At 64.7% G+C, this 22977-nt stretch carries 21 protein-coding genes and 1 pseudogene; 9 read left to right on the top strand and 13 right to left on the bottom strand.

Going from position 1 to position 22977, the window contains the following annotated elements:
- Positions 1-69: 69 nt before the first annotated feature.
- Positions 70-795 (bottom strand): acetoacetyl-CoA reductase, encoded by a 726-nt coding sequence (phbB, locus tag IC66_RS0131040; RefSeq protein WP_028141913.1) that lies wholly within the window; start codon positions 793-795, stop codon positions 70-72.
- A 253-nt stretch (positions 796-1048) separates the two neighbouring features.
- Complete coding sequence (locus IC66_RS0131035) at positions 1049-2227, bottom strand: acetyl-CoA C-acetyltransferase (RefSeq protein ID WP_028141914.1); 1179 nt, start codon at positions 2225-2227, stop codon at positions 1049-1051.
- 316 nt (positions 2228-2543) lie between these two features.
- On the opposite strand from IC66_RS0131035, the gene phaR reads away from it, so the two are divergent.
- Both phaR and IC66_RS0131025 read left to right on the top strand, forming a co-directional pair.
- Positions 2544-3140, top strand: coding sequence for a polyhydroxyalkanoate synthesis repressor PhaR (gene phaR, locus IC66_RS0131030; RefSeq protein ID WP_038950262.1), 597 nt, complete (start codon positions 2544-2546; stop codon positions 3138-3140).
- 184 nt (positions 3141-3324) lie between these two features.
- Complete coding sequence (locus IC66_RS0131025; RefSeq protein WP_038950261.1) at positions 3325-3942, top strand: class I SAM-dependent methyltransferase; 618 nt, start codon at positions 3325-3327, stop codon at positions 3940-3942.
- 102 nt (positions 3943-4044) lie between these two features.
- Here IC66_RS0131025 and IC66_RS0131020 read toward each other — a convergent pair.
- Positions 4045-4933: pseudogene (locus IC66_RS0131020) on the bottom strand (branched-chain amino acid aminotransferase).
- A gap of 118 nt (positions 4934-5051) precedes the next feature.
- On the opposite strand from IC66_RS0131020, the gene IC66_RS0131015 reads away from it, so the two are divergent.
- Entirely contained in the window at positions 5052-5987 is a 936-nt protein-coding gene (locus tag IC66_RS0131015; RefSeq protein WP_038950260.1) for an alpha/beta hydrolase, read from the top strand.
- Positions 5988-5996: 9 nt separating this feature from the next.
- Here the strand turns inward: IC66_RS0131015 and IC66_RS43760 are convergent, their stop codons facing one another.
- Positions 5997-6242, bottom strand: coding sequence for a hypothetical protein (locus IC66_RS43760; protein ID WP_083859358.1), 246 nt, complete (start codon positions 6240-6242; stop codon positions 5997-5999).
- Positions 6243-6458: 216 nt separating this feature from the next.
- On the opposite strand from IC66_RS43760, the gene IC66_RS0131005 reads away from it, so the two are divergent.
- On the top strand, positions 6459-7331 hold the full coding sequence (locus tag IC66_RS0131005) for a hypothetical protein (RefSeq protein ID WP_038950259.1): 873 nt from the start codon (positions 6459-6461) through the stop codon (positions 7329-7331).
- A 47-nt stretch (positions 7332-7378) separates the two neighbouring features.
- The gene (locus IC66_RS0131000; RefSeq protein WP_085971847.1) at positions 7379-7624 is read left to right on the top strand and encodes a diguanylate cyclase; all 246 of its coding nucleotides are present in this window, start codon (positions 7379-7381) and stop codon (positions 7622-7624) included.
- Positions 7625-7640: 16 nt separating this feature from the next.
- Here the strand turns inward: IC66_RS0131000 and IC66_RS0130995 are convergent, their stop codons facing one another.
- From IC66_RS0130995 to IC66_RS0130985, 3 genes are all read right to left on the bottom strand, one after another.
- Positions 7641-8201 carry a carboxymuconolactone decarboxylase family protein gene (locus IC66_RS0130995; protein WP_038950256.1) on the bottom strand — a complete coding sequence of 187 codons (561 nt, stop codon included), beginning with the start codon at positions 8199-8201 and terminating at the stop codon, positions 7641-7643.
- Between the two features lie 106 nt (positions 8202-8307).
- Positions 8308-9471 (bottom strand): PLP-dependent cysteine synthase family protein, encoded by a 1164-nt coding sequence (locus IC66_RS0130990; protein ID WP_038950255.1) that lies wholly within the window; start codon positions 9469-9471, stop codon positions 8308-8310.
- A gap of 43 nt (positions 9472-9514) precedes the next feature.
- Positions 9515-9979, bottom strand: a complete 465-nt coding sequence (locus IC66_RS0130985) for an Lrp/AsnC family transcriptional regulator (RefSeq protein ID WP_038950254.1) — start codon at positions 9977-9979, stop codon at positions 9515-9517.
- Positions 9980-10137: 158 nt separating this feature from the next.
- On the opposite strand from IC66_RS0130985, the gene IC66_RS0130980 reads away from it, so the two are divergent.
- The gene (locus IC66_RS0130980) at positions 10138-11154 is read left to right on the top strand and encodes a 1-aminocyclopropane-1-carboxylate deaminase (protein ID WP_038950252.1); all 1017 of its coding nucleotides are present in this window, start codon (positions 10138-10140) and stop codon (positions 11152-11154) included.
- Positions 11155-11333: 179 nt separating this feature from the next.
- On the opposite strand, the gene recQ is transcribed toward IC66_RS0130980, so the two are convergent.
- The 6 genes from recQ to IC66_RS0130950 all read right to left on the bottom strand — a co-directional run bounded on the left by recQ (position 11334) and on the right by IC66_RS0130950 (position 19635).
- Complete coding sequence (gene recQ / locus IC66_RS0130975) at positions 11334-13199, bottom strand: DNA helicase RecQ (protein ID WP_038950251.1); 1866 nt, start codon at positions 13197-13199, stop codon at positions 11334-11336.
- A gap of 138 nt (positions 13200-13337) precedes the next feature.
- Positions 13338-14081 carry a polysaccharide deacetylase family protein gene (locus IC66_RS0130970; RefSeq protein ID WP_038950250.1) on the bottom strand — a complete coding sequence of 248 codons (744 nt, stop codon included), beginning with the start codon at positions 14079-14081 and terminating at the stop codon, positions 13338-13340.
- A 104-nt stretch (positions 14082-14185) separates the two neighbouring features.
- The gene (gene metA / locus IC66_RS0130965; RefSeq protein WP_038950248.1) at positions 14186-15184 is read right to left on the bottom strand and encodes a homoserine O-succinyltransferase MetA; all 999 of its coding nucleotides are present in this window, start codon (positions 15182-15184) and stop codon (positions 14186-14188) included.
- A 12-nt stretch (positions 15185-15196) separates the two neighbouring features.
- Positions 15197-16498, bottom strand: a complete 1302-nt coding sequence (locus IC66_RS0130960) for an O-acetylhomoserine aminocarboxypropyltransferase/cysteine synthase family protein (protein WP_038950247.1) — start codon at positions 16496-16498, stop codon at positions 15197-15199.
- Positions 16499-16761: 263 nt separating this feature from the next.
- Complete coding sequence (locus IC66_RS0130955; protein ID WP_038950245.1) at positions 16762-18333, bottom strand: amidase family protein; 1572 nt, start codon at positions 18331-18333, stop codon at positions 16762-16764.
- Between the two features lie 120 nt (positions 18334-18453).
- Positions 18454-19635: an MFS transporter gene (locus tag IC66_RS0130950; RefSeq protein ID WP_038950244.1), complete on the bottom strand. Its 1182-nt coding sequence runs from the start codon at positions 19633-19635 to the stop codon at positions 18454-18456.
- Between the two features lie 97 nt (positions 19636-19732).
- Here IC66_RS0130950 and IC66_RS0130945 point away from each other — a divergent pair, with 97 nt between their 5' ends.
- The 3 genes from IC66_RS0130945 (at position 19733) to IC66_RS0130935 (ending at position 22668) form a co-directional block, all read left to right on the top strand.
- Entirely contained in the window at positions 19733-20686 is a 954-nt protein-coding gene (locus IC66_RS0130945; RefSeq protein ID WP_028141932.1) for a LysR family transcriptional regulator, read from the top strand.
- A 155-nt stretch (positions 20687-20841) separates the two neighbouring features.
- Complete coding sequence (locus IC66_RS0130940) at positions 20842-21519, top strand: nitroreductase (protein ID WP_038950243.1); 678 nt, start codon at positions 20842-20844, stop codon at positions 21517-21519.
- Between the two features lie 33 nt (positions 21520-21552).
- Positions 21553-22668: a L,D-transpeptidase family protein gene (locus IC66_RS0130935; protein ID WP_244429196.1), complete on the top strand. Its 1116-nt coding sequence runs from the start codon at positions 21553-21555 to the stop codon at positions 22666-22668.
- Positions 22669-22977 lie beyond the last annotated feature (309 nt).

Below are 22977 nucleotides of genomic sequence, written 5' to 3'. Positions count from 1 at the left end.
TTGTCGTCTTCACTAACGCCTTGTCGCGCCTGAAGCTACAGGCTTTTGACCTGAAGGCTTGGCGCCATATCAGGCCTGATACTGGCCGCCATTGATGGTCATCGTCGAGCCCGTGATGAAACCGGCTTCGTCGGCCGCCAGGAACACGACCGCCCGCGCGATCTCCTCGGGCTCGCCGAGCCGGCTGACCGGGATCTGCGGGATCACGTTCTTCTCCAGGACGTCCTTCGGCACCGCCTGCACCATTTCGGTGTTGATGTAGCCGGGGCAGATCGCATTGACGGTGATGCCGCCCTTGGCATTCTCCAGCGCGAGCGCCTTGGTGAAGCCGATGTCGCCGGCCTTCGCCGCGGAATAATTGACCTGACCGAACTGCCCCTTCTGGCCGTTGATCGACGAGATCGAGATGATGCGGCCGAACTTGCGCGAACGCATGCCCTCGATGACCTGGCGCGTCATGTTGAAGAGCGAGCCGAGATTGGTGTTGATGACCGCGTTCCACTGCTCCAGCGTCATCTTGTGGAAGGCGGTGTCGCGGGTGATGCCGGCATTGTTGACGAGCACCTCGATCGGTCCGAGTTCGGCCTCGACCTTCTTCACGCCCTCGGCGCAGGCATCGAAACTGCTGACGTCCCATTTGTAGACGGCAATGCCGGTCTCGGCCTTGAACTTCTCCGCCGCCGTATCGTTGCCGGCATAGCTCGCCGCAACCTTGTATCCCGCCGCCTTCAGTGCCTTGCTGATCGCAGCACCGATGCCCCGCGTACCACCCGTGACCAATGCAACACGTGCCATGTCGTATTCCTTCCCTTGGACTCTTCGGACGTTTCTGAAGCGATTGTTTTTTAACGTTGGATTATGCGGTTGGTTTGACGGACATCAAGAACAAAACGCCCGGCGTTGAGCCGGGCGTTTGTATTTAGTCGAGGCCTGCAAGATTGCGAAGAATATTTGATTTGCAACCGCTGCCTTTTTAGTCGCGTGCAACGCACTCACTGACGTGTGCAGCGCACGCGCAAACTGCGCGTAAGCTACGTGTCAGCCATCTTCAGTCGCGCGCGATGCACATCGCGATGCCCATGCCGCCGCCGATGCACAGCGTGGCGAGGCCCTTCTTCGAATCGCGCTTCTGCATCTCGTGCAGCAGCGTCACCAGGACGCGTGCGCCGGACGCGCCGACCGGATGACCGATCGCGATCGCGCCGCCGTTGACATTGACCTTGGAGGTATCCCAGCCGAGATCCTTGTTGACGGCGCAGGCTTGCGCCGCGAAGGCCTCGTTGGCCTCGATCAGGTCGAGATCGCCGACATTCCAGCCGGCCTTCTTCAGCGCGGCGCGCGAGGCCGGGATGGGGCCGGAGCCCATGATCTTCGGATCGACGCCGGCCTGCGCCCAGGACACGATCCGGGCGAGCGGCTTCTTGCCTTCCTTGGCGGCCTGCTTGGCGGTCATCAGCACCACGGCGGCGGCGCCGTCATTGATGCCGGATGCCGAGCCCGCGGTGACCGTGCCGTCCTTCTCGAAGGCGGGCTTGAGCTTGGCCATGCCGTCGAGCGTGGCGCCATGACGCGGATATTCGTCGGCGCTGACGACGATGTCGCCCTTGCGGGTCTTGATGGTGACGGGAACGATCTCGTCGGTGAACTTGCCGGCCTTCTGCGCCGCTTCGGCCTTCTGCTGCGAGGCGACCGCGAACTCGTCCTGCTGGGCGCGGGTGATCTGCCACTGCCGTGCGACGTTCTCGGCGGTGTTGCCCATGTGGTAGCCGTTGAAGGCATCCCACAGGCCGTCCTTGATCATGGTGTCGACGAACTCGACAGGACCCATCTTGACGCCGCCACGCAGATACTGGGCGTGCGGGGCCATGCTCATGGATTCCTGGCCGCCGGCGACCACGATCTCGGAATCGCCGTTGAGCAGCGCCTGGTAACCGAGTGCGACCGTGCGCAGGCCCGAACCGCAAAGCTGGTTGACGCCCCAGGCCGGGCTCTCCACCGGAATACCGGCGGCGATCGAGGCCTGACGGGCCGGGTTCTGGCCCTGGGCGGCGGTCAGGATCTGACCCATGATGACTTCCGAGACCCGACCGGGCTCGATGCCACCGCGCTCCAGCGCGGCCTTAATGGCAATGGCGCCGAGATCGTGGGCGGGAAGTGTCGCGAACGCTCCGTTGAAGCTTCCGACCGGGGTGCGGGCGGCGCTGACGATGACGACATCGTCTGACATGGGCATCTCCTGAGGCTTGAGGTTTCTTGAAAGGGGCAGGCGGGGCTTTGAGAAAACGGCTCGCCAGTCTCGTCAGCCATCCTGTTAACGTCGTTGAGGCATGTCAATCGGCCGGCGACCGAATTCATACCGCAGCGCATTCAAAATAGCGTTCTTGGCGCTTTCGCAAGCAAGATTTTGCTCTGCGATTAACCGTGCCGCACAAAACGGTAGCGTGAGCCCTTTGAAAATGCTTATTTTGTTGCGTTGCGTACTCTTCCCGCCCTGCGGCATAGCCCGCTCGGTTCCCGTTCTCCGCGCTTGCAAGTGAGAGCCCATGGCGAAATCAGACCAACCCACGACCATCAAGAAATACGCGAACCGCCGGCTCTATAACACCGGAACGAGTACCTATGTGACGCTGGAAGACCTCGCCGCGATGGTCAAGGATGGCGAAGATTTCCTGGTCTATGACGCCAAGACCGGCGACGACATCACCCGCTCCGTGCTCGCCCAGATCATCTTCGAGCAGGAGAACAAGGCCGGCCAGAACCTGCTCCCGACCACCTTCCTGCGCCAGCTCATCCGCTTCTACGGCGACAGCATGCAGATGGTGGTGCCGAAATATCTGGAGCAGTCGATTGCGACCCTGACCCAGGAGCAAGAGAAGTTCCGCAAGCAGATCGCCAACACCCTGTCCGGCACTCCTTTTGCTCCTCTGGAAGAACAAGTCCGCCGGAACATGGAGCTGTTCCAGCAGACCTTCTCGATGTTCAAGCCGTTTGCTCCCAATGCGGGCCGTCCGGCGGCCGCCGCCGAGCCGGAGTCCGACGCGAACGCCGAGACGCCGAAGGACAGCAACATCGACGATTTGCGCCAGCAGATGAAGGACATGCAGGAGCGCCTCGAGCGCATGTCGAAGAAGGACGAGTAGGACCTTTCGCGTCGACCAGCGCGTCCGCCCGCGGCGGGCGCGCGATTGGCAATTTCGCGCGCGCCTACCATTTCTTCCTCACCGGCTTTAACCCAGTCATCCTCGCGCAACGGCGAAGCCGTTGTCGCTGGAGGCCTCCGCTCCGGCGCCTCAGGATGACGGGTTGACACGCACGGAGCGCGCGATGCCCGACCGCACCATGCATTGGGACAACGTCTACGCCACCAAGGGCGAGGCCGAGGTCAGCTGGTTTCAGGATAGCCCGACGATCTCGCGCGACATGATCCGCGCTGCCAATCCGGATCGCGACGCGGCGATCATCGATATCGGCGGGGGCGCTTCGCGGCTGGTCGATGCTCTTCTTCAAGACGGATATCGCGATCTCACCGTGCTGGACCTCTCCGCCAACGCGCTCGACGCGGCGAAGACGCGAATCGGTCGGGCCTCTTCCGCGGTCGACTGGATCGTCGCCGACGCCACGACTTGGCGGCCGACCAGGACTTACGATGTGTGGCACGACCGCGCGGCGTTTCACTTCCTGACCGACCCCCACGACAGGGCGGCTTACGTCGAGCGCCTGCGATCCGCGATTGCGCCTGGCGGCCAGATCATCATCGCGACCTTTGCGCCCGATGGTCCGGAGAAATGCAGCGGCTTGCCGGTGCAACGCCATGACAGCGCCAGCCTTGCTGCGGAGCTCGGGCCGGATTTCGAGCTGGTCGAGACGCGCCGCGAGACGCATCATACGCCCTGGGGTTCGACGCAGGCGTTTCAGTTCAGCCGGTTTCGAAAGCGCAACTAAGATCAGCTGTCATGCCCCGCGAAGGGGCATCCAGCACGCCGAGGCCCATCGGTTCAATCATGCTGTCTCTGGAATGCTGGATGACAGCGGAGTAAATGGCAGCTATGCCGCCAGCTTCACCGCATGCGCGAAGTCCCAATAGAGCTTGCGCGCACGGGTGTAGAACGGGCCCGGCTTCAGCTCACGCTCGTCGATGCGGATCACCGGGGCGACCTTGGCGAAATTGCCGGTGGAGAAGATCTCGTCGGCAGCCAGGAAGTCGGCATAGCGCAGCGTCTTCTCGACCACGGTGACGCCGTCGCCGCGAAGCAGGGTGATGACGCGCTGGCGCGTGATGCCGTTGAGGAAGGTGCCGTTCGGCACCGGCGTATAGACCACGCCGTCCTTGGCCATGAACACGTTGGAATTGCCGAACTCGGCGACGTTGCCGAGCATGTCGAGCATCAACGCGTTCTGGAAGCCGCGCGAGGCGGCTTCCGCGAGCGCGCGCGAATTATTCGGGTAGAGGCAGGCCCGCCTTGGCCTCGACCGGGGCGCATTCGGCGGTCGGCCTGCGGAATGGCGACAGGGTGATGGCGTTGCCGACGGGTTTGGGCATCGGCGCCTCGTAGATGCACAGGCACCAATTGGTGGTCTCGGGGTCGAACAGCACGCCGCCGCCCGAGCCGTTCTGCGCCCAATACATCGGACGGACGTAGAGCTCTGCATTGGCCGCAAAGCGGGCAATGCCTTCGGTTGCGAGCGTGAGCCAGGTGCCGGTATCGACTACCGGCTTCAGGCCAAAATTGATCGCGGATTGATTGGCGCGGGCGACGTGACGATCGAGATCGGGCGCAACACCCTCGAACGCGCGTGCACCGTCGAACACGATCGAGCCGAGCCAGGCCGCATGCGTGCGCGGGCCCATGATCGGCACATTGCCGTCGTGCCATTTACCCTCGAAGAAGGTCCAGCTCGGCGAATATTCGATCGGCTTCCTGATCTCGGCCATATCAGGCCTCCCTTGGCATGCTGCCGCAATATAGCGCCACTATTGGACGCAACATCTAAATGATTCCCTGCGCGGAATTGGTGGTTTACCCTCTCCCGCACGGGAAGAAGGAGGCAGCATGTCGCTCGATCCGCTCGCAAAGCGCCTGTTGACCATGATGGCTGCGGCTGGGCCGCGGGCCAGCGGCCGGCCGAGCGTGGAGGCGCGGCGGCAATCGCTGGCGAAGCTGATGCAGTTCGCGCGCACCGATGCGCCGGACGTGACGGTGCGCGACGGTATGATGCCCGGCCGCGCCAGCGAACTGCCCTATCGGCTCTACACGCCTGCAAATGCCGATCAGCGTGCGCCTGGCTTCGTGTTTTTCCATGGCGGCGGCATGGTCGCGGGCGGCATTGCCACGCATGATCGCATCGCGGCGGCGCTGGCGCATGCCACCGGCTGCCGCCTCGTCTCGGTCGACTACCGGCTCGCACCGGAGCACAAATTCCCTGCCGCCGTCGATGACGCGATTGCCGCCACCGAATGGGTCGCGCGCGAGGCCGAATCGCTCGGCATCGATGCGGACCGTCTGGTGGTCGGCGGCGATTCCGCGGGTGCAACACTCGCTGCGATCGTATGCCAGGAGGCGGCGCAGACCGCCGGCCTCGCCATCGCCGCGCAATGCCTGATCTGCCCGGTGCTGGATTTCGAGGAAACCTCGCCCTCACGAGAGGCCTTTGCCGAGGGCCATCTGATCGACCGCGTCACGATCGAGGCCGATCTCTCCGACTATCTGCCTGACGGTATCGACACCGCCGATCCCCGCGTTTCTCCCTTGCGGGCAACACGGCTCACGGGTCTGCCGACCGCGATCATCCACACGGCCGAGTACGATCCGATGCGCGATGAAGGCAATGCCTATGCCCGCAAGTTGCTCGCCGCGGGCGTCGCCGTCGAGCATGTCTGCCACGACGGCATGGTTCACAATTTCCACGCCATGGGCGCGATCCTGCCGCAGGCGCAGCTGGTGCTGTCGCAGATCGGCGAGCAGGTTCGACGAGCGGTTGCGAGGTAAGAGCGCGTATCAGGCGCGCGCATCGATAACGGCCCTCGCTGCCACAACATAGTCAGCCCAATGCGCGTCCGCATAACGTTCGGCCTGCCGGGCGCAGGTGACGTCGGGCGCATGCGCCGCGGCGATCAGGCGCGCAAAGCGTTCTTCGGCAACCGTCGCGTCATCGCGCACTGGCGCGGGTGCGGCCGCGACAGCGGTCGGAGCGACGGCGAGCCCCGCCATTCCGGCGAGCAGGATGCGGCGTGACGTGGTCATGGCTGTCGTCCTCCATTGCCCGGCCTGCACTCTGGCCGGCGAAGCGTATCGGTGCAATCACGACAGGGTAGCCGCGCACATCGATGCCGTCCATCGTTTGCGGATAGCGCTTGACCACGGGAGCGATCACGTTCCATCTAGCACACGATTTCGCCACACAGACCCCGCGCGTCGGATTGTCACGTGCCCAGTCACTGCCTATCGCATCGTCCGGCTCTGCGCACTGTCGCAATGGGACTGGCCTGTCTGGCGATTTCGACCAGCGCCGCCTGCTCCGCCGAAGCCGAGGAGGACGCACCGGCAAAGCCGGCGGTCCCGAACATCTATCTCGATCTGCGCACGACCTACGCGACGATTCCGGCGGGCACGCTCGGGCTCGGCTTCGGCAACACGTCACTGTCGGCCGCGCTCGAGGCTTTGGCGGTGCGCAGAGGCGCAGCGCTGTCGAACGGCTTGCCGGCCGCGAAATCGTTTGCCGTCCCCCTGCCGCTGACCGTCGACGTCAGCGACCGCGTCTCGCTCTATGGCGGCGTGTCGGGCTCGACGACCGACATCGGCGGCGGCTGGTCGACGTTCGACGTCACAAGCTGGAACATTGGCGTGCAGGCCGACCTCTATCGGCAGAATGGCGGCTCGATCCCGACCATCACGTTGCAATCGACCTTGACGCAATCGGTGCCGAACGATCAGGGCATGACGAACTCGTTCAACAACATCCTGGAATTCGACTACGCGCTCGACGAGGACGAGACGCGCGGCTGGCTGGCCGGAGTGCAGTACACCACCACCACCATCGCCAGCCCGTTCGCCAGCATCCGGCCCAACACGATCCTCTATGCCGGCGGCTATTACCAATGGCCGAGCAACTGGAAGTTCACCGGGCGCCTCGGCATGCAGTCGTTCGGCGGGGCGCAGCTCGCGGGCCGGACGCTGGCGGAGTCTTTCACGCAGCCGATCCTGCGGCTCGACCTCGATCGCATGGACGACAACGACAACCGCCTGTTCGGCATCACCGCGCAGATCGCCTGGATGCCGAAGCCGTCCTACCAGGTGACGTTGCGAACGCCGCTCTATGCGGTCCGCAACTGACTGGGATCATGGTGGATAGGTGGTAAACCGGATCTCCCGAGACCAGCCTGTCTCGTGCAAGGACCGTGGCCGATCGCATCCGCAAACGTGTGATGAGCGCGCAAATCGTCGCCGGCGAAATTCAGTTCGGCCTCACCGTGAGCGTCGGGATCGCCGAGGCCGCCGTCAGCATGTCCGGCATCGACGCGCTGATGGGCGCGGCCGATCATGCGCTCTACCAGGCCAAGGCCGAGGGCCGCAACCGCTGCATCGCCTTCGCGCCCCCGCCGCCTGCAAGCAAGGCGGCGGAGTGATCGAAGGACGCGGCTTTTAGTCCGGCACCGGCACGTCGAACGTGTTGAGCGTGACCGAGACCATGCAATAGACGCCGACGAGATAGGACAGCTCGGCCGCGCCGTGCTCGCCGAACTCCTTCACGGCGGCGCGCCAGGTCAATTCCGGCAGCACGCCGCCACTGACCAGCGCGGACGCCACGTCATACGCGATGGCCTCCTGCCTGGTGAGATCCACCGGCCGCTGACCGGCGACGATGGTCGCGAGCTTTTCGTCAGACAGGCCGCGCTGCTCGGCGACCAGCACATGGGCATAGAGCTCGTAACCGGAGCGGAAGTGCGAGCCGGTGACGAGGATGGCGACCTCGCGCACCGGGGCCGGCAGCAGCGGGTTCGACGCGATCGCCTTGACCAGCTCCCACACCGGCTTGCCGAAGCGCGGCTCGCGGACCCAGGGATTCCAGGGCCCGAGCAGCGCGCCGTCGTCGCGCATATTCACGAAGCCCTTGAAGTGGTCCTTGATGCCGGCTCGCATGTCGTCATAGAGCGGCTTCTGTTCGTCGGTCAGATCCTTCGGATCGAGAATGGGAAGGCGCACGGTGGAGATCTCCTCGTTGAGAATACGAGGCTTGCCCGCAGGTGCGCGCAACGCAAGTGAAGTTGCCGTGACATCGCACGCCAGGCGGGCGTTCCGACAAATTCGATTATGTCGCCTCGGGGCCTCGTGCGCTCTGGGGATTTGCGAAATCGTCGACGGCGAGCGTCAGCGGCTCACCTGTCGCGAGAAACGACGACAAATTGGCCTCGAACGGCGTCGGATCGAGCCCGCGCGCCTTCAGCCAAGCGGGCTCGTAATAGGTCTGCCGATAGCGCTCGCCGGAATCGCAGATCAGCGTCACCAGCGATCCCGTCGCGTTCGACTGGCGCATCTCCGAGGCAAGCCGGCACAGCGCCAGGAAATTTGTGCCGGTGGAGCCGCCCACCGGGCGGCGCAGCCGGCGCGACAACACGTTCATCGCCGCGATCGTGGCCGCATCCGGGATCTTCATCATGCGGTCGACCACGCCAGGCACGAAGGAGGGCTCGCAGCGCGGACGGCCGACGCCCTCGATCAGTGACGGGCGGTCGCACACACGAGACCGGTCCTGCGAGCGGAAGCAATCGAAGAAGGCGGAATGCTCGACATCGGCAACGCAGAGCCGCGTCGGATATTGGCGATAGCGCAGATAGCGTCCGATGGTGGCCGAGGTGCCGCCGGTGCCCGCGCCCATCACGATCCAGTCCGGCAACGGCCGCGGCTCGCCGTGCAATTGCGTGAAGATCGATTCAGCGATGTTGTTGTTGCCGCGCCAGTCCGTCGCGCGCTCGGCGAAGGTGAACTGGTCCATGTAATGGCCGTTCAGGCGCGCGGCGAGCGCGGCGGCCTCCGCATACAGCGCGCGGCCGTCGTCGATCAGATGGCAATTGCCGCCATAATGCTCGATCGCGGCGATCTTCTCCGCCGAGGTCGTGCGCGGCATCACGGCGTAGAAGGGCACGCCGATCATCTGCGCGAAATAGGCCTCCGACACCGCGGTCGACCCGGACGAGGCCTCGACGACGGGCGTGCCTTCACGGATGTGGCCGTTGCAGAGCGCGTAGAGGAACAGCGAGCGCGCGAGGCGATGCTTCAGGCTGCCGGTCGGATGGGTCGACTCATCCTTCAGATAGATGTCGATGCCTGATAGCGCCGGCACGATCAGCCGGATCAGATGCGTGTCCGCTGTGCGGCACTGGTCGGCCTCGATCGCGGCCACGGCCTCGTCGACCCAGCCGCGCCGATAGGCCGGTCCGGCCGGATTGTGCGGGCGGAAGGGAAATGTCTGCATCGAGCGAATCTCTCACGACACGCATTGCGCATCAAGGGCGCGCTCAAAATTCCAGCGGCGCGTTGTCGACGACTTCCTTCATCACGAAGAAGGTGCGGGTCTGGCGCACGCCGGGCAGCGCGATGAGCTGCTCGCCATGGATGCGGTTGAAATCCTCCATGTCGCCGACGCGGATCTTGAGGAAATAGTCGAAGTCGCCGGCGACGAGGTGGCAGTCGAGCACGAATTTCAGCTTGGCGATCGCCTGCTCGAAGATCGCAAAGCTCTCCGGCGTCGAGCGGTCGAGCACGACGCCGACCATCACCAGCGTGCCCTTCGCCACCTTCTTCGGCGCGACCATGGCGCGCACAGTGGCGATGAACCCGCCCTCGAACAGGCGCTGGGTGCGGCGATGGCAGGTGGCGGGGCTGATTGCGACGGTTTCGGCCAGCTCGGCATTGCTCAGCCGACCGTTGTTTTGCAGCAATCTCAATATCTTAAGGTCGGTGCGATCGAGCCGGGCAGACATGAAAGAAGCTTTCATAGATAGGTGATCTTTCGGAAGGATTATTAGCGATTGGCCCTATTTCCGCAAGAAATGGCGCAACATTGGCGCAATATTCGAGAGCACATTTTTCCGACGCGATGCTAGGCAGCTGCCAACACCAACGCCAATCGGGATGACCCATGAAGCTGGACAAATTTCCGCGCTACCCGCTGACCTTCGGCCCCACGCCCATCGAGAAGCTGGAGCGGCTGTCAAAACATCTCGGCGGCAATGTCGAGGTCTACGCCAAGCGCGAGGACTGCAATTCCGGCCTCGCCTATGGCGGCAACAAGCTGCGCAAGCTCGAATACATCATCCCCGACGCGATCGCGTCCAACGCCGACACGCTGGTCTCGATCGGCGGCGTGCAGTCGAACCACACCCGCATGATCGCCGCCGTCGCCGCCAAGATCGGAATGAAGTGCCGCCTGGTGCAGGAAGCCTGGGTGCCGCACGAGGACGCGGTCTATGACCGTGTCGGCAACATCATGCTCTCGCGCATCATGGGCGCCGACGTGCGCCTCGTCGACGACGGCTTCGACATCGGCATCCGCAAGAGCTGGGAGCAGGCGATCGACGAGGTGAAGGCGGCGGGCGGCAAGCCCTACGCGATTCCCGCCGGCGCCTCCGTGCACAAGTTCGGCGGCCTCGGCTATGTCGGCTTCGCCGAAGAGGTGCGCAAGCAGGAAGCCGAGCTTGGCTTCAAGTTCGACTACATCGTCGTCTGCACCGTCACCGGCTCGACCCATGCCGGCATGCTGGTCGGCTTCGCCGCCGACGGCCGCGCCCGCAAGGTGATCGGCATCGATGCGTCCTTCACGCCGGCGCAGACGAAATCGCAGGTGCTCGAGATCGCGCAGAACACCGCAAAGCTGGTCGAGCTCGGCAAGGACCTCGTCACTGAGGACGTCGTGCTGATCGAGGACTACGCCTATCCCGCCTACGGCGTGCCGTCGGAAGAGACCAAGGAAGCGATCCGCCTCACCGCGCGTCTCGAAGGCATGATCACCGACCCCGTCTACGAGGGCAAGTCGATGCAGGGCCTGATCGACCTCGCGCAGAAGGGCTATTTCGAGAAGGGCGCGAAGATTCTGTACGCGCATCTCGGCGGCGCGCCCGCGCTGAACGGGTATGCCTACGCGTTTAGGAATGGGTGAGGCTGCGCCGTACCTCGCGCCTCCACTCGCTGTCGTCCCGGGCAAGCGGAAGCGCAGACCCGGGACCCATAACCCCAGGGAGACGTTTGGCGAAGAACGTCTCCCCGCGTGCCCCAAGATAAATCACGCGGTATGGATCCCGGATCTGCGCTTCCGCTTGTCCGGGATGACGAGAAGCCCTACCGCGTCCTGACGATCTGCAGCAGCTCGTCGCCATAATGCTCGAGCTTCTTGTCGCCGATGCCGGGCACGTTGCGCAGCTCGTCGAGTGTCGTCGGCCAGGCCCGGACGATGCCGTCGATGGTGGCATCGTGCAGCACCACATAGGCCGGCACACCGCGCTCGCGCGCAATGTCCGAACGCCACGAGCGCAGCCGCGCGCGCAGTTCGGGATCGACATCGCCTTGCGGGGCGTTGGCGTCGGGCGCAAGGTCGCCGCGGCGGGATTTGCCGCGGCTTGCGCGAAGGCGCGTGCCGGGCGCTTCCTCGCGCAGCCACACCTCGGTCTCACCGCGCAACACGCCGCGCGCGGTCTCGGTCAGCTTCAGCGCGCCATAGGCTTCGCTGTCGCTCTGCAAATGCCCCATCGCCACCAATTGCCGCAGCACGGTGCGCCACTGCTTTTCGTTGAGCTCGCGTCCGATGCCGAACACGGACAATTTGTCGTGGCCGAACTGCGTCACCTTCTCGGTCAGGCGCCCGACCAGCACGTCGATCAGATGCATCGCGCCGAAACGTTGCCCGGTGCGATAGACGCACGACAGCAGCTTCTGCGCCAGCACCTTGCCGTCCCGCATTTTCGGCGGCGTCAGGCAGTTGTCGCAATTGCCGCAGCTCTCGCCCATCACGATCTCGCCGAAATAGGCGAGCAGCCGCCGACGCCGGCAGTGCGGCGTCTCGGCAAGGCCGACCAGCGCATCGAGCTTGCCGATCGAGACCCGCTTGAATTCGTCGGAGGCGCTGGATTCGTCGATCATGCGACGCTGCTGCACGATGTCGGAGAGGCCGTAGGCCATCCAGGCCGCCGACGGCTTGCCGTCGCGACCGGCGCGCCCGGTCTCCTGGTAATAGGCCTCGATGCTCTTGGGCAGGTCGAGATGGGCGACGAAGCGCACGTCGGGCTTGTCGATGCCCATGCCGAACGCGACGGTCGCGACGATGACGATGCCGTCCTCGTTGAGGAAGCGGTCCTGGTTGCGCGAACGCACCTGGCTGTCGAGCCCGGCGTGATATGGCAGCGCGGCTATGCCGGCCTCGTCGAGCGCGGCGGCGACCTCCTCGACACGGTTGCGGGACAGGCAATAGACCACGCCGGCGTCCCCGGCATGCCGCTCCCGGATGAACTCCTTCAGCTGCGACACCGCACTGCGCTTGTCGACGATCTCGTAGCGGATGTTGGGCCGGTCGAAGCTGGAGACGAACTGCGGCGAGTCCGCGAGCTGAAGCCGGGCGACGATCTCCTTGCGCGTCAACTCGTCGGCGGTCGCGGTCAGCGCGATGCGCGGCACGTCGGGGAACCGTTCGGCGATGATGGAGAGGCCGACATATTCGGGGCGGAAGTCGTGGCCCCATTGCGAGACGCAATGCGCCTCGTCGATCGCGAACAGCGCCACCTTGGCCTGCGCCAGCAGCGACAGGCACCGCGGCGTCACCAGGCGTTCCGGCGCGACATAGAGCAGATCGAGATCGCCCGCGAGCAGCCGCCGCTCGATGTCGGAGGCCTCCTGCAGCGTCAGCGACGAATTCAGCGCGGCGGCGTTGACGCCGGCCTCGAGCAGGCCGGCAACCTGGTCGCGCATCAGGGCGATCAACGGCGACACCACGATGCCGCAGCCTTCGCGCAGCAGGGACGGCAGCTGATAGCACAACGACTTGCCGCCGCCGGTGGGCATCAGCACCAGGCAATTGCCGCCGTCCGTGACGTGCCGGATGATCTCGCCCTGCGAACCGCGAAAGCCCGGCAGGCCGAACACCGAATGCAGCTCCGACCGCGCATCGCGGCCGTTGGCCGGCGCAGGTCGCGGGGCGGTGGAAGGGGCATTCATGGGCGTTCGGGGAACAAGGCCAAGAGATTCGTCACAAGGCCAGTCGCATGCTGGCGTCGGCGTGGCAAGAGCGTTTGAGGGTCGAGGCGCGGCTGCTTCCTCCCTCTCCCCATTCCTACGGGGAGAGGTGAATAAGCCCTACGCCCCGATCCTGCGCAGCGCTTCTGCGACCGTCACGATCGGCATGTTGCGCTGTCCGGCGGCTTCCAGCGCATGACGCATCAGGTCCGGCGTGCAGCCGTAGGGGCTCGGCGCGTCCGCGACGTCATGGCCGTAGAAGATCAGCCATCCACCGCTCGCCACCGCCTCGTCGAAATAGCGATCGACGCCTGCCTTGTCGATCTCACAATTGACCAAGGGCGACGCACGCAGGAACTGGAGATCGATGACGTCGCTGTTGACGCCGGGAAGGATGCCGCGCGCAGAACGGAAGGCCTTGGCGAGCTGCGGCTTGCGCCAGACCGAGGCAATCCCATAGGGATAGGCGAAGTTCTCCAGATTGATCGAGGAATCGATGCTGCGAAAATAGGTGCGGTTCCGCTCGATCTCGCGAGCCATCGCGGCCTCGTCGAGATTGGCCGAGCTCTGGTGCGAGAAGGTGTGGCAGGCAATCTCGTGACCGGCGCGGTGAAGCCGCACGATCGCATCGTCCGACAGGCCATGCCAATGGTCCGACGGCTGCCCGATCAGGCTGCCGGCGAGATAAAACGTACCGCGGCCGCCATGCTCTTCCAGTAGCGCGGCGCCCTCGCCTGCGGCGCTATCCGGGGCATCGTCGAAGGTGAAGCTCACGATCGGCGCATGCGCAGGCAGCCGGTGCGGCGCGGCGCGGAAATGCCGGGCCAGCCGATTGCTCACGCGTCCCTGGAGTGCCGACCACACGACTGCGTTTCCCGTGATTCCGTATGTCTGTACTGAAACATTCGCGCGCTGGTCGAGGCAAGCCTAACGCCTGGGTAATCCTAACGCGGAACCAATATCCTTCGCTAACGCGCAAGGGCCGGCGCTTCGGTTTCCACACTGAGATATTGCAACCAATTGCGGAAAAGCACCGCGGCCGCACTGCCGGAGCCGATATCGGCGCGCAAATTCAGCCCGGGCAGTTCGTTGGTGAGCGCCGGATGGCGTTGGTGCGCCGCCTTCTTCTCGAAGCGGACCAATTTCTCTTCCGTCGCTGCGTCAAAATAGCCCACGGGCAGGCGCGGATAGTTCTCACGCTCCCGCGCAAGGTAGCGGCCGATGTCGCGCAGATATTCGCGCTGGAGCGACAGCGCGTCATATTCCGGATGCCCCTGGAAGAACACGAACCGGCTGGCATATTGGCGAACGAAAATGTCGACGCCGGCCTCCGCCGAGCGTGTCAGCACCTGATAACCGGCCTGCACCAGGTCGCTCTCCGCGAGCTCGTTGAGGCGCGAATGCGACACCTTCAGCGGCGCCGGCGCGGCACGCGTCAGGGCATCGCTCGTCACGGCGTCGCAATCGAAGATGCCGTGACATTTGGCCGGCAGCCGCCGCCGTTCGATGCCGTCGAGATGCAGCACCGCCGCATGCGCGGCAAGGCACGACCAGATCGTCGAGCGCGTGTTGGCCTTGGCCCAGTCAATGAGGTCGGCGAGGTCACGCCAATAAGGCTCCTGGTCGAGCTCGGGCGCAACCGGCTCGGCGCCTGTCACGATCAGCCCGTCGAATTTCTGGCGCTTCAGATCGGAGAGGTCGGAATATTCGCTCTCGACATGCCACTTCGCCTCCGGCGAGCGCTTCACGCTGGGCAGCGAGAAGCAATGGAAGCGGATGCGGCGCGGACCGGCCGCCGCCTGAAGCAGCTTCAAGAACTGACGCTCGGTCGCCTTCAGCGCCGGATCCGGCATGTTGTTGACGAGCCCGATCGTGAGCTCAGCGCCGTGATCGCGCGCGAGATCGCGCTCGGCCGGCACCAGCGCCGGGCTCGATATGACTTGATCCCTGTCGATCAAGATCGTCATTGACGCCGCCGCCTACTCCGCGGCCTCGAGGCGCGCCGAGAGGCAGGCCTTGTCCAGCGCCTGGTCGATGTCCTCGATGATGTCAGAGACATGCTCGATGCCGATCGAGAGCCGGATCGTTTCCGGCAGCACGCCGGCGACGCGCTGCTGCTCTGCCGACATCTGCCGATGGGTGGTCGAGGCCGGATGGCAGGCCAGCGACTTGGCATCGCCGATATTGACGAGGCGCGTGATCAGCTTCAGCGCGTCATAGAAGGACTTGCCGGCCTCCATCCCGCCCTTGATGCCGAAGGTGAACAGTGACGAGGCGTTGCCATCGAGATATTTCTGCACCAGCGGATAATAGGGGCTGTCGGGAAAGCCGGTGTAATTGACCCAGGCAACGCGCGGATCCTTGCGGAGGAATTCGGCGACCTTGCGCGCGTTCTCGACATGGCGCTCCATGCGCAGCGCCACGGTCTCGATGCCCTGCAGCAGCAGGAAAGCGTTGAACGGCGACAGCACCGAGCCCATGGTGCGCTGATAGACGCTGCGCGCGCGCTCGATATAGGCGGTCTTGCCGAAGCGCTCGGCATAGACGAGGCCGTGATAGGAGGCGTCGGGCTTGTTGTAGGCCGGGAAGCGATCGGCGTATTTCGCCCACGGGAAGTTCCCGGAATCGACGATGGCACCGCCGAGCGTGGTACCGTGGCCTCCCAGAAACTTTGTCAGTGAGTGCACGGCGATGTCGGCGCCGTAGTCGAACGGCTTGAGCAGAATCGGGGTTGCGACGGTGTTGTCGACGATCAGGGGCACGCCATGTGCATGCGCGATTTTGGCCAGCGCCTCGATATCGCAGACATTGCCGGCGGGATTGCCGATGGTCTCGGCGAACACCGCGCGGGTGTTCTCGTCGATCAGCTTCGCGACCGCCTCCGGCTTGTCGCTCTCGGCGAAGCGGCCAGTGATGCCCTGCCGCGGCAGGATGTGTGAGAGCAGCGTGTGCGTGGTGCCGTAAAGCTGCGGCACGGAGACGATGTTGCCGCCGTGATCGGCGACGTTGACGAAGGCGAAATGCAGCGCCGCCTGTCCGGTCGCAACCGCAAGCGCACCGACGCCGCCTTCGAGCTGGGCGATGCGCTTCTCCAGCACGGCGCTGGTCGGATTGGCGATGCGGCTGTAGCGAAAGCCTTCGGCCTCGAGATTGAAGAGCGCCGCGCCGTGATCGGCGCTATCGAAAGCGTAGGCCGCGGTCTGGTAGATCGGCACGGCGACCGCGTGCGTGGTCGCTTCGGGCTCGTAGCCGGCGTGAATAGCGATCGTCTCGTTGCGCATCGTGCCACCTCCGCGTGGGGCGGGCCGCACTTATTGGCCTGTATGAGGCATGTGCGTTGTCCGCCGCCCCCGTGTTAGAGGCGGGTGGTAAAGCGGACAATAATTCGCTTAGAGATCGAGGAAGTAACCCTAATGCTTGTCGGCGAATTGGCCGGAATCCGGGTTAAAGCGGATTAACGAAGTGCGACCTGCACGGCCGTGGCGGCGCCATGCCTTCTCCTTGCGGAGAAAGATGGCGCCGCCAATGCGGCGACAATCATGGACTAAACCATGCTCTCCCACAGCCGATGCGCGAGCACGCCGGCGCGCTTCTCGATCGCGGCCGCCGCGTCGAGCGCGAGGTCCTCGCGATAACGCCCGGCAATGAGCTGCACGCCGATCGGCTTGCCGTCGTGCACGGCCACCGGCACCACGGCGCCGGGCAGGCCCAGCACGTTGATCGCCGAGATGAAGCGGATCTCGCCCCAGAAGATCTCGCGCACGCGCTCGGCGCTGACGGTATCCTCGCGCGGGCCCGGCGTCGGCTTCACCGTGGTCGGCGCCAGCACGACCGGGTACTCCTCGAAGAACAATTGCCAGGCGCGGATGTGGCCGTTGCGCGCGGCGGTCGCCTGCATCCAGGCCTTGAGATCGAGCACATTGGCCTTGGCCTTCATGCCGCCCCAGGCCTTGTGGAAGTCCTCGGAGGTGACCTTCAGCATGCCGGCCTCCTGCATCACCACGGTCTCGTTGGTGATGATGTCGCACCAGGTCTGCCAGACGCCGTTGATGTCGGGCACCTCGACCTCGCTGACGCGATAGCCGGAACGTTCGAGATGATCGGCGGCCTGGCGCAGTGCGGCGCGTACGGAGGGGTCGACCTCCATGTCCTCGGGGATCTTGGCCAGCGCCACCTTGATCGGCCCCTTCGGCCTCTCGCCGACCAGCGGCGCCGGCACCCACCAGGGATCGCGCGGATCGCGCCGGCTCATCACCTCGAGTGCAAGGCGAACGTCCGCGACATGGCGCGCGAGCGGCCCCTGCGCCGACATCAGATGCGCCAGCATCGGCCGCTCGGCCGTTGCGCTCGCGTTGAACGCGGGGATGCGCCCCTGCGTCGGCTTGATGGTGGCGACACCGTTGCAATGCGCGGGCCAGCGCAGCGAGCCGCCGATGTCATTGCCATGGGCGATGGTGCCGATGCCGGCGGCGACCGCCGAACCCGCACCGCCCGAGGAGCCGCCGCAGGTGATATTGGGATCCCAGGGATTGAGCGTCAGCCCGTGCAGCGGATTGTCGGTAAAACCGCGAAAGGAGAATTCCGGTGTGTTGGTGAGCCCAATGACGATCGCGCCTGATTTCTTCAGGTTGCGCACGACCGGCGCATCCGACGGCGCGACCAGGTCCTTGTTGGCGGGCACGCCGTTGAAATTCGGCCGCCCCTCGTAATCGACGTTTTCCTTGATGGTGATGGGCACGCCGTGCAGGAGGCCGAGCTCGCCGCCCTTGGCGCGCTGCTTGTCCGCGGCATGCGCCGCCTTCAACGCCTCTTCCGAGAGATCGACGACGATCGCGTTCAGCTTCGGATTGACGGCGCGCATCCGTTCGAGATGCGCTTCGACGGTTTCGACTGCGGAGATTGCGCCGGAGCGGATTGCAGCCGCGGTCTCCACCGCCGACCACTGCCAGGCCGGTCCCTTGGGACGGCGCGATGAAGCCGGCTTGAGCTGCGCGGCCTTCTTCGCCTTCTTTGCAACGACGGCCTTGCGGCTTGCGCTGGTCTTGCTGGAGGTTTTCGCCGGTTTCTTCGAAGCTGTCTTCTTCTCGGCAGTCTTCTTGGCCGTCTTCTTCGCCACGTCGCACCTCCTGAAATTGCGCCGAGGAAGTTACGGATGGCGAAAGGATGTGTACAGGTGCGTTTTCTGCATGGGCCAACGGCGCGACGCGGCGAATTGTCCGCGATCGCGCCGCTTGCGCTATTCCGCGGGGCAGGCCGCGACGGCCGCCGGCGCGCGGTCGAGCCGCAGGCTCCACAGCGCCAGCACCAGACCGACAGCGGTGATGCCGGCTGCGACCAGAGGCAGCGCCGAGAGGCCGAGCCCGCGGTCGATGGTGACGCCGCCGGCCCAGGCGCCAAGCGCGTTGCCGAGATTGAACGCGGCGATGTTGAGGCTGGAGGCGAGCGTCCGGCCGCTGGGGCCGGCCGCTTCCAGCACGCGAAGCTGGAGCGGGGCGACGGTCGCAAAGGCGGCGATACCCAGCAGCAGGATCAGCGCGATCGCCGGGATCTTGACCGACAGCACGGCGGCAAGGCCAAGCAGCACGATGGCGAGCGCGGCAAGCGTTCCGATCAGCGCGCCAGCGAGGCCCCGGTCGGCGAGCTTGCCGCCGGCAACGTTGCCGATCGCGAGGCCGACGCCGAACACCAGCAGGATCGGCGACACCGCGCCTTCCGAAAAGCCGGTGAAGCGCGTCAGGATCGGCTGGATGTAGGTGAAGACGACGAACAGGCCGGCAAAGCCGAACACGGTCATGGCAAGGCCGAGCAACACTTGCGGGCGGCCGAGCACCGATACTTCCTCGGCAAGCGAGACCGGCTTGTCGCCGTTGCCGACATGGCCGGGCACGAGGGCCGCAACCACGGCAAAGGCGATCACGCCGATGACCGTCACGGCCCAGAACGCCGCGCGCCAGCCGAGCATCAGACCGAACCAGGCGCCGAAGGGCACGCCCAGCAACGTCGCGACGGTGAGACCGATGAACATGGTGGAAATCGCGGAGGCCCGCTTGTCCTCGGCGACGAGGCTCGTCGCCACCACCGACCCGACACCGAAGAAAGTACCGTGGGCAAGCGAGGTCAGCACCCGCGCGGCCATCAGCAATTCGTAGTTCGGCGCCAGCGCACAGGCCGCATTGCCGAGCGTGAAGATCGCCATCAGCGCGAGCAGCACGGTTTTGCGCGGCATCCGCCGCGTCGCCAGCGTCAGGACGGGCGCACCGACGAACACGCCGAGCGCATAACCGGAGATGAGCAGGCCCGCGACCGGTACCGAGACATGCATGTCGGCGGCGACCTGGAGCAAGAGGCCCATGATGATGAATTCAGTGGTGCCGATGCCGAAGGCACCGGCGGTGAGCGCGAGGACGGCGGGAGGCATGCGTGGGCTCCGATGGATGAGACGAGCCACAGATAGCCGTGCCCGTGCAAAACCATTAGAATGTCCTCAATCCAATCATTTGTGACGTGAATTCAACATGGCCCGCTTCGACACCAACCGCTCCGCCGAGATGGAGGTCTTCGTCCGCGTCGTCGATCTCGGCGGGTTCACCCAGGCCGCGCGAAAGCTGCGGCTGACGCCGTCGGGCGTGAGCAAGCTGATGTCGCGACTGGAGGCCCGCCTCGGCTCGCGCCTCGTCAACCGCACCACGCGCAAGCTGACCCTGACCGAGGAAGGCCAGGCGTTCTATCAGCGGGCCGTGCGGATCCTCGCGGAGATGGAGGAAGCCGAGCGCGAGGCGGCGTCAGGCGCGGCGCCGCGCGGCCGCCTCACGGTCAACTGCAATATCCCGTTCGGCATGCTGCATATGATGCCGCTGATCCCCCGCTTCCTGGAACAGCATCCCGAGGTCACGCTCGATCTCGTGCTGACCGACACGCTGGTCGACTTGATGCAGGAGCATGCCGACGTTGCGATCCGTGTGGGACCTCTGAAAGCGTCCCGCCTGATCGCGCGCAAGCTCGGCAGCAGCCGCATGGTGGTCGTCGGCACCCCAAACTATCTGGCGCGCTTTGGCACGCCCAGGACGCCGGCGGATCTCACTGAGCACCGCGGCATCGGCTGGACCTTTCCGCGCATCCGCGGCGGATGGCCATTCCGGCGCGGCGATCGCACCGAGGAAGCCGTGCCGCCGCCGGTCGCACGCGCCAGCGACGGCGAAGTCGCCCGCCGGCTGGCGCTGGGCGGCGTCGGCCTCGCCCGCCTCGCGCTCTTCCATATCGGCCCCGACATCGAATCCGGCCGCCTCGTGCCGGTGCTGCAGAACTACAATCCCGGCGACCGCGAAGACATCCACGCCGTCTATGTCGGCCACACCGCCCCCCTGCCCGCACGCGTCCGCGCGTTCATCGATTTCCTTGCCGAGCATGTGCGAGTGAGCGATCCCGCGCTGAAGCGGGCGGGGGATGGGAGGTGGAAACTGGCGGGATGAGGCTGATGGCGGAGAGAGCGTCAGTCAATCCAGACTGATGCGATCGTGTTCCGCGTGGCTGGACCGTTGAGGACGCACCGCCGACGCTTGCGCGAGGGTGCCGAAACCGCGAAAGTCCTAACTGTTTCAGAGCTTGCCAGGGGAATTCCACACAAATGCAGTTCGATGACGTCATCCTCGGTCGCCGGAGTATCCGCGGCTACAAACCCGATCCGGTACCCAAGGAGCTGATTGCGGAAATCATTGGTTTGGCGATGCGCGCTCCCTCGTCGATGAACACCCAGCCCTGGAATTTCTATGTCATCACCGGCGAACCGCTGGATCGGATCCGCGCCGGCAACACCGAACGGATGGTGGCGGGCATCCCGCAGTCGCGCGAGTTCCGCACGGGCCAGGCCTTTGCAGGCAAGCACCGTGACAGGCAGGTCGGCGTCGCCAAACAATTATTCTCCGCGATGGGAATCGAGCGCGACAACACGGAAAAGCGCCAGGACTGGGTGCTGCGCGGCTTCCGCCAGTTCGACGCGCCCGTCTGCGTGATCATCACCTATGATCGCGTGCTTGACGGTAGCGACGATACGCCCTTCGACTGCGGCGCCGTGGCGACCGCCCTGGTCAATGCCGCGTGGTCCCGCGGGCTCGGCGCCGTGATCAACAGCCAGGGTATCATGCAGTCCCCCGTGGTGCGCGAGCACGCGGGCATAGCCGACGATCAAGTCATCATGAAAAGCATCGCGCTGGGCTGGCCGGATGAAACCTTTCCGGCGAATGCCGTGGTGTCGGAGCGGAAGTCCGTCGAGGAAGCGACGGTGTTCGTCGGTTTCGAGACGTAGCGGCGTGCGGTCGGAAGGGCTGGAGGCACAGCATTGATCCGCGCCATGGTCCGACGTGTACTTGTGCTGGCGGCGGCTTTTGCCACTGCCTTGACGCCGGTCATTTGTCTTGGCGAAAGCAGCAAGCCTTTGCCAGCCAAGGCAACGAGGGAACTACCCGCTGAGCTGCTCTCGCTGCTCGAACAGAAGAAGATGCCGAAATATTCACCTATCGTCGTGCGCCTGTTCAAGGAGGAGGCCGAGCTCGAGGTCTGGAAGCAGGACGCGACCGGCCATTTCCAGATCCTCAAGACCTATCCGATCTGTCGGTGGTCGGGCGATCTCGGGCCGAAATTGTACGAGGGCGACCGCCAGGCTCCGGAAGGGTTCTATACGATTACACCCGAGCTGATGAATCCCAACTCCAACTTCCATCTTTCGATCAACCTCGGCTTTCCCAACACGTTCGACAAGGCGAACAAGCGCAACGGCAGCTTCCTCATGATCCACGGCGACTGCTGGTCGAGCGGTTGCTATGCCATGACCGACGAACAGATCAGCGAAATCTATTCGCTGGCACGCGACTCATTCCTCGGCGGCCGGCCGTCGTTCCAGGTCCAGGCCTATCCGTTCCGCCTGACGCCGGCAAACCTGGCGCGGCATCGAAATAGCCCCAACCTGGCCTTCTGGAAAATGCTCAAGATCGGCAACGATCATTTCGAGACGACGCGACTCGAACCAAGGGTGGATGTGTGCGACCGCCGCTATGTGTTCGATGCGCGACCTCCCCCGAATTCGCCGTCGCCTCCAGTGTTCAACCCTACCGAAAAATGTCCCACCTTCGTCGTCAACCCGGAAATCGCGCGGCGGGCGCTGGAGAAGAGGCGCTCCGACGAGCTCGAATACGCGCGATTGCTTGAAGACAATTTGCCGGCTGCCCCGATATACAGCGGACTGGACGGCGGAATGAACAAGGCATTCCTCACACAATTTCCGGGCAGAGTGATGCTTGCGAAAGTCATGCCGTATGCATCCTACCTGCCGCGATTGCCACCGATCCCCTGGATCGACAATGATGGCTCGTTGGCGAGTAGATGGTTTGGCAGCTCGTTGGACAAGCTGCCGGAGTGTAATCCGACGCGTGTCGGCTTCCCGTCAGGTCGGTGCTGAACGCTCGTGCGGCGTCCGCGGTGGATCATCAGAAGAGGATGGCATCGGCATTCCGTCCAGGGAATGCTGGCGGCGTCGGAGCGGAGACCTTGAAAAAAAGTTCGCCCCGGCTTGCTGAACCAAAGCAAACGGCAACGAGTCCGCTCCGCCCCGCGGGCTTCGGCGCGACAGCCTTGCGCAAACTTTGTTTGCGAAGGCTGGCGGAGAGAGTGGCCGATTTTCGCCCTCTCGGAGAGCCCCGCTAACCCTCGCTAAAACTCGCAATACTAGTGAAATAACAATGACTTAGGTCTTTTCTTCGCACCGCCG

The organism is Bradyrhizobium genomosp. III, from assembly GCF_000261705.1.
Taxonomy (GTDB): Bacteria; Pseudomonadota; Alphaproteobacteria; order Rhizobiales; family Xanthobacteraceae; genus Bradyrhizobium; species Bradyrhizobium ottawaense.
Note: the sequence above shows the minus strand (reverse complement) of the source record. Positions and strands in the feature narration are given on the sequence as shown.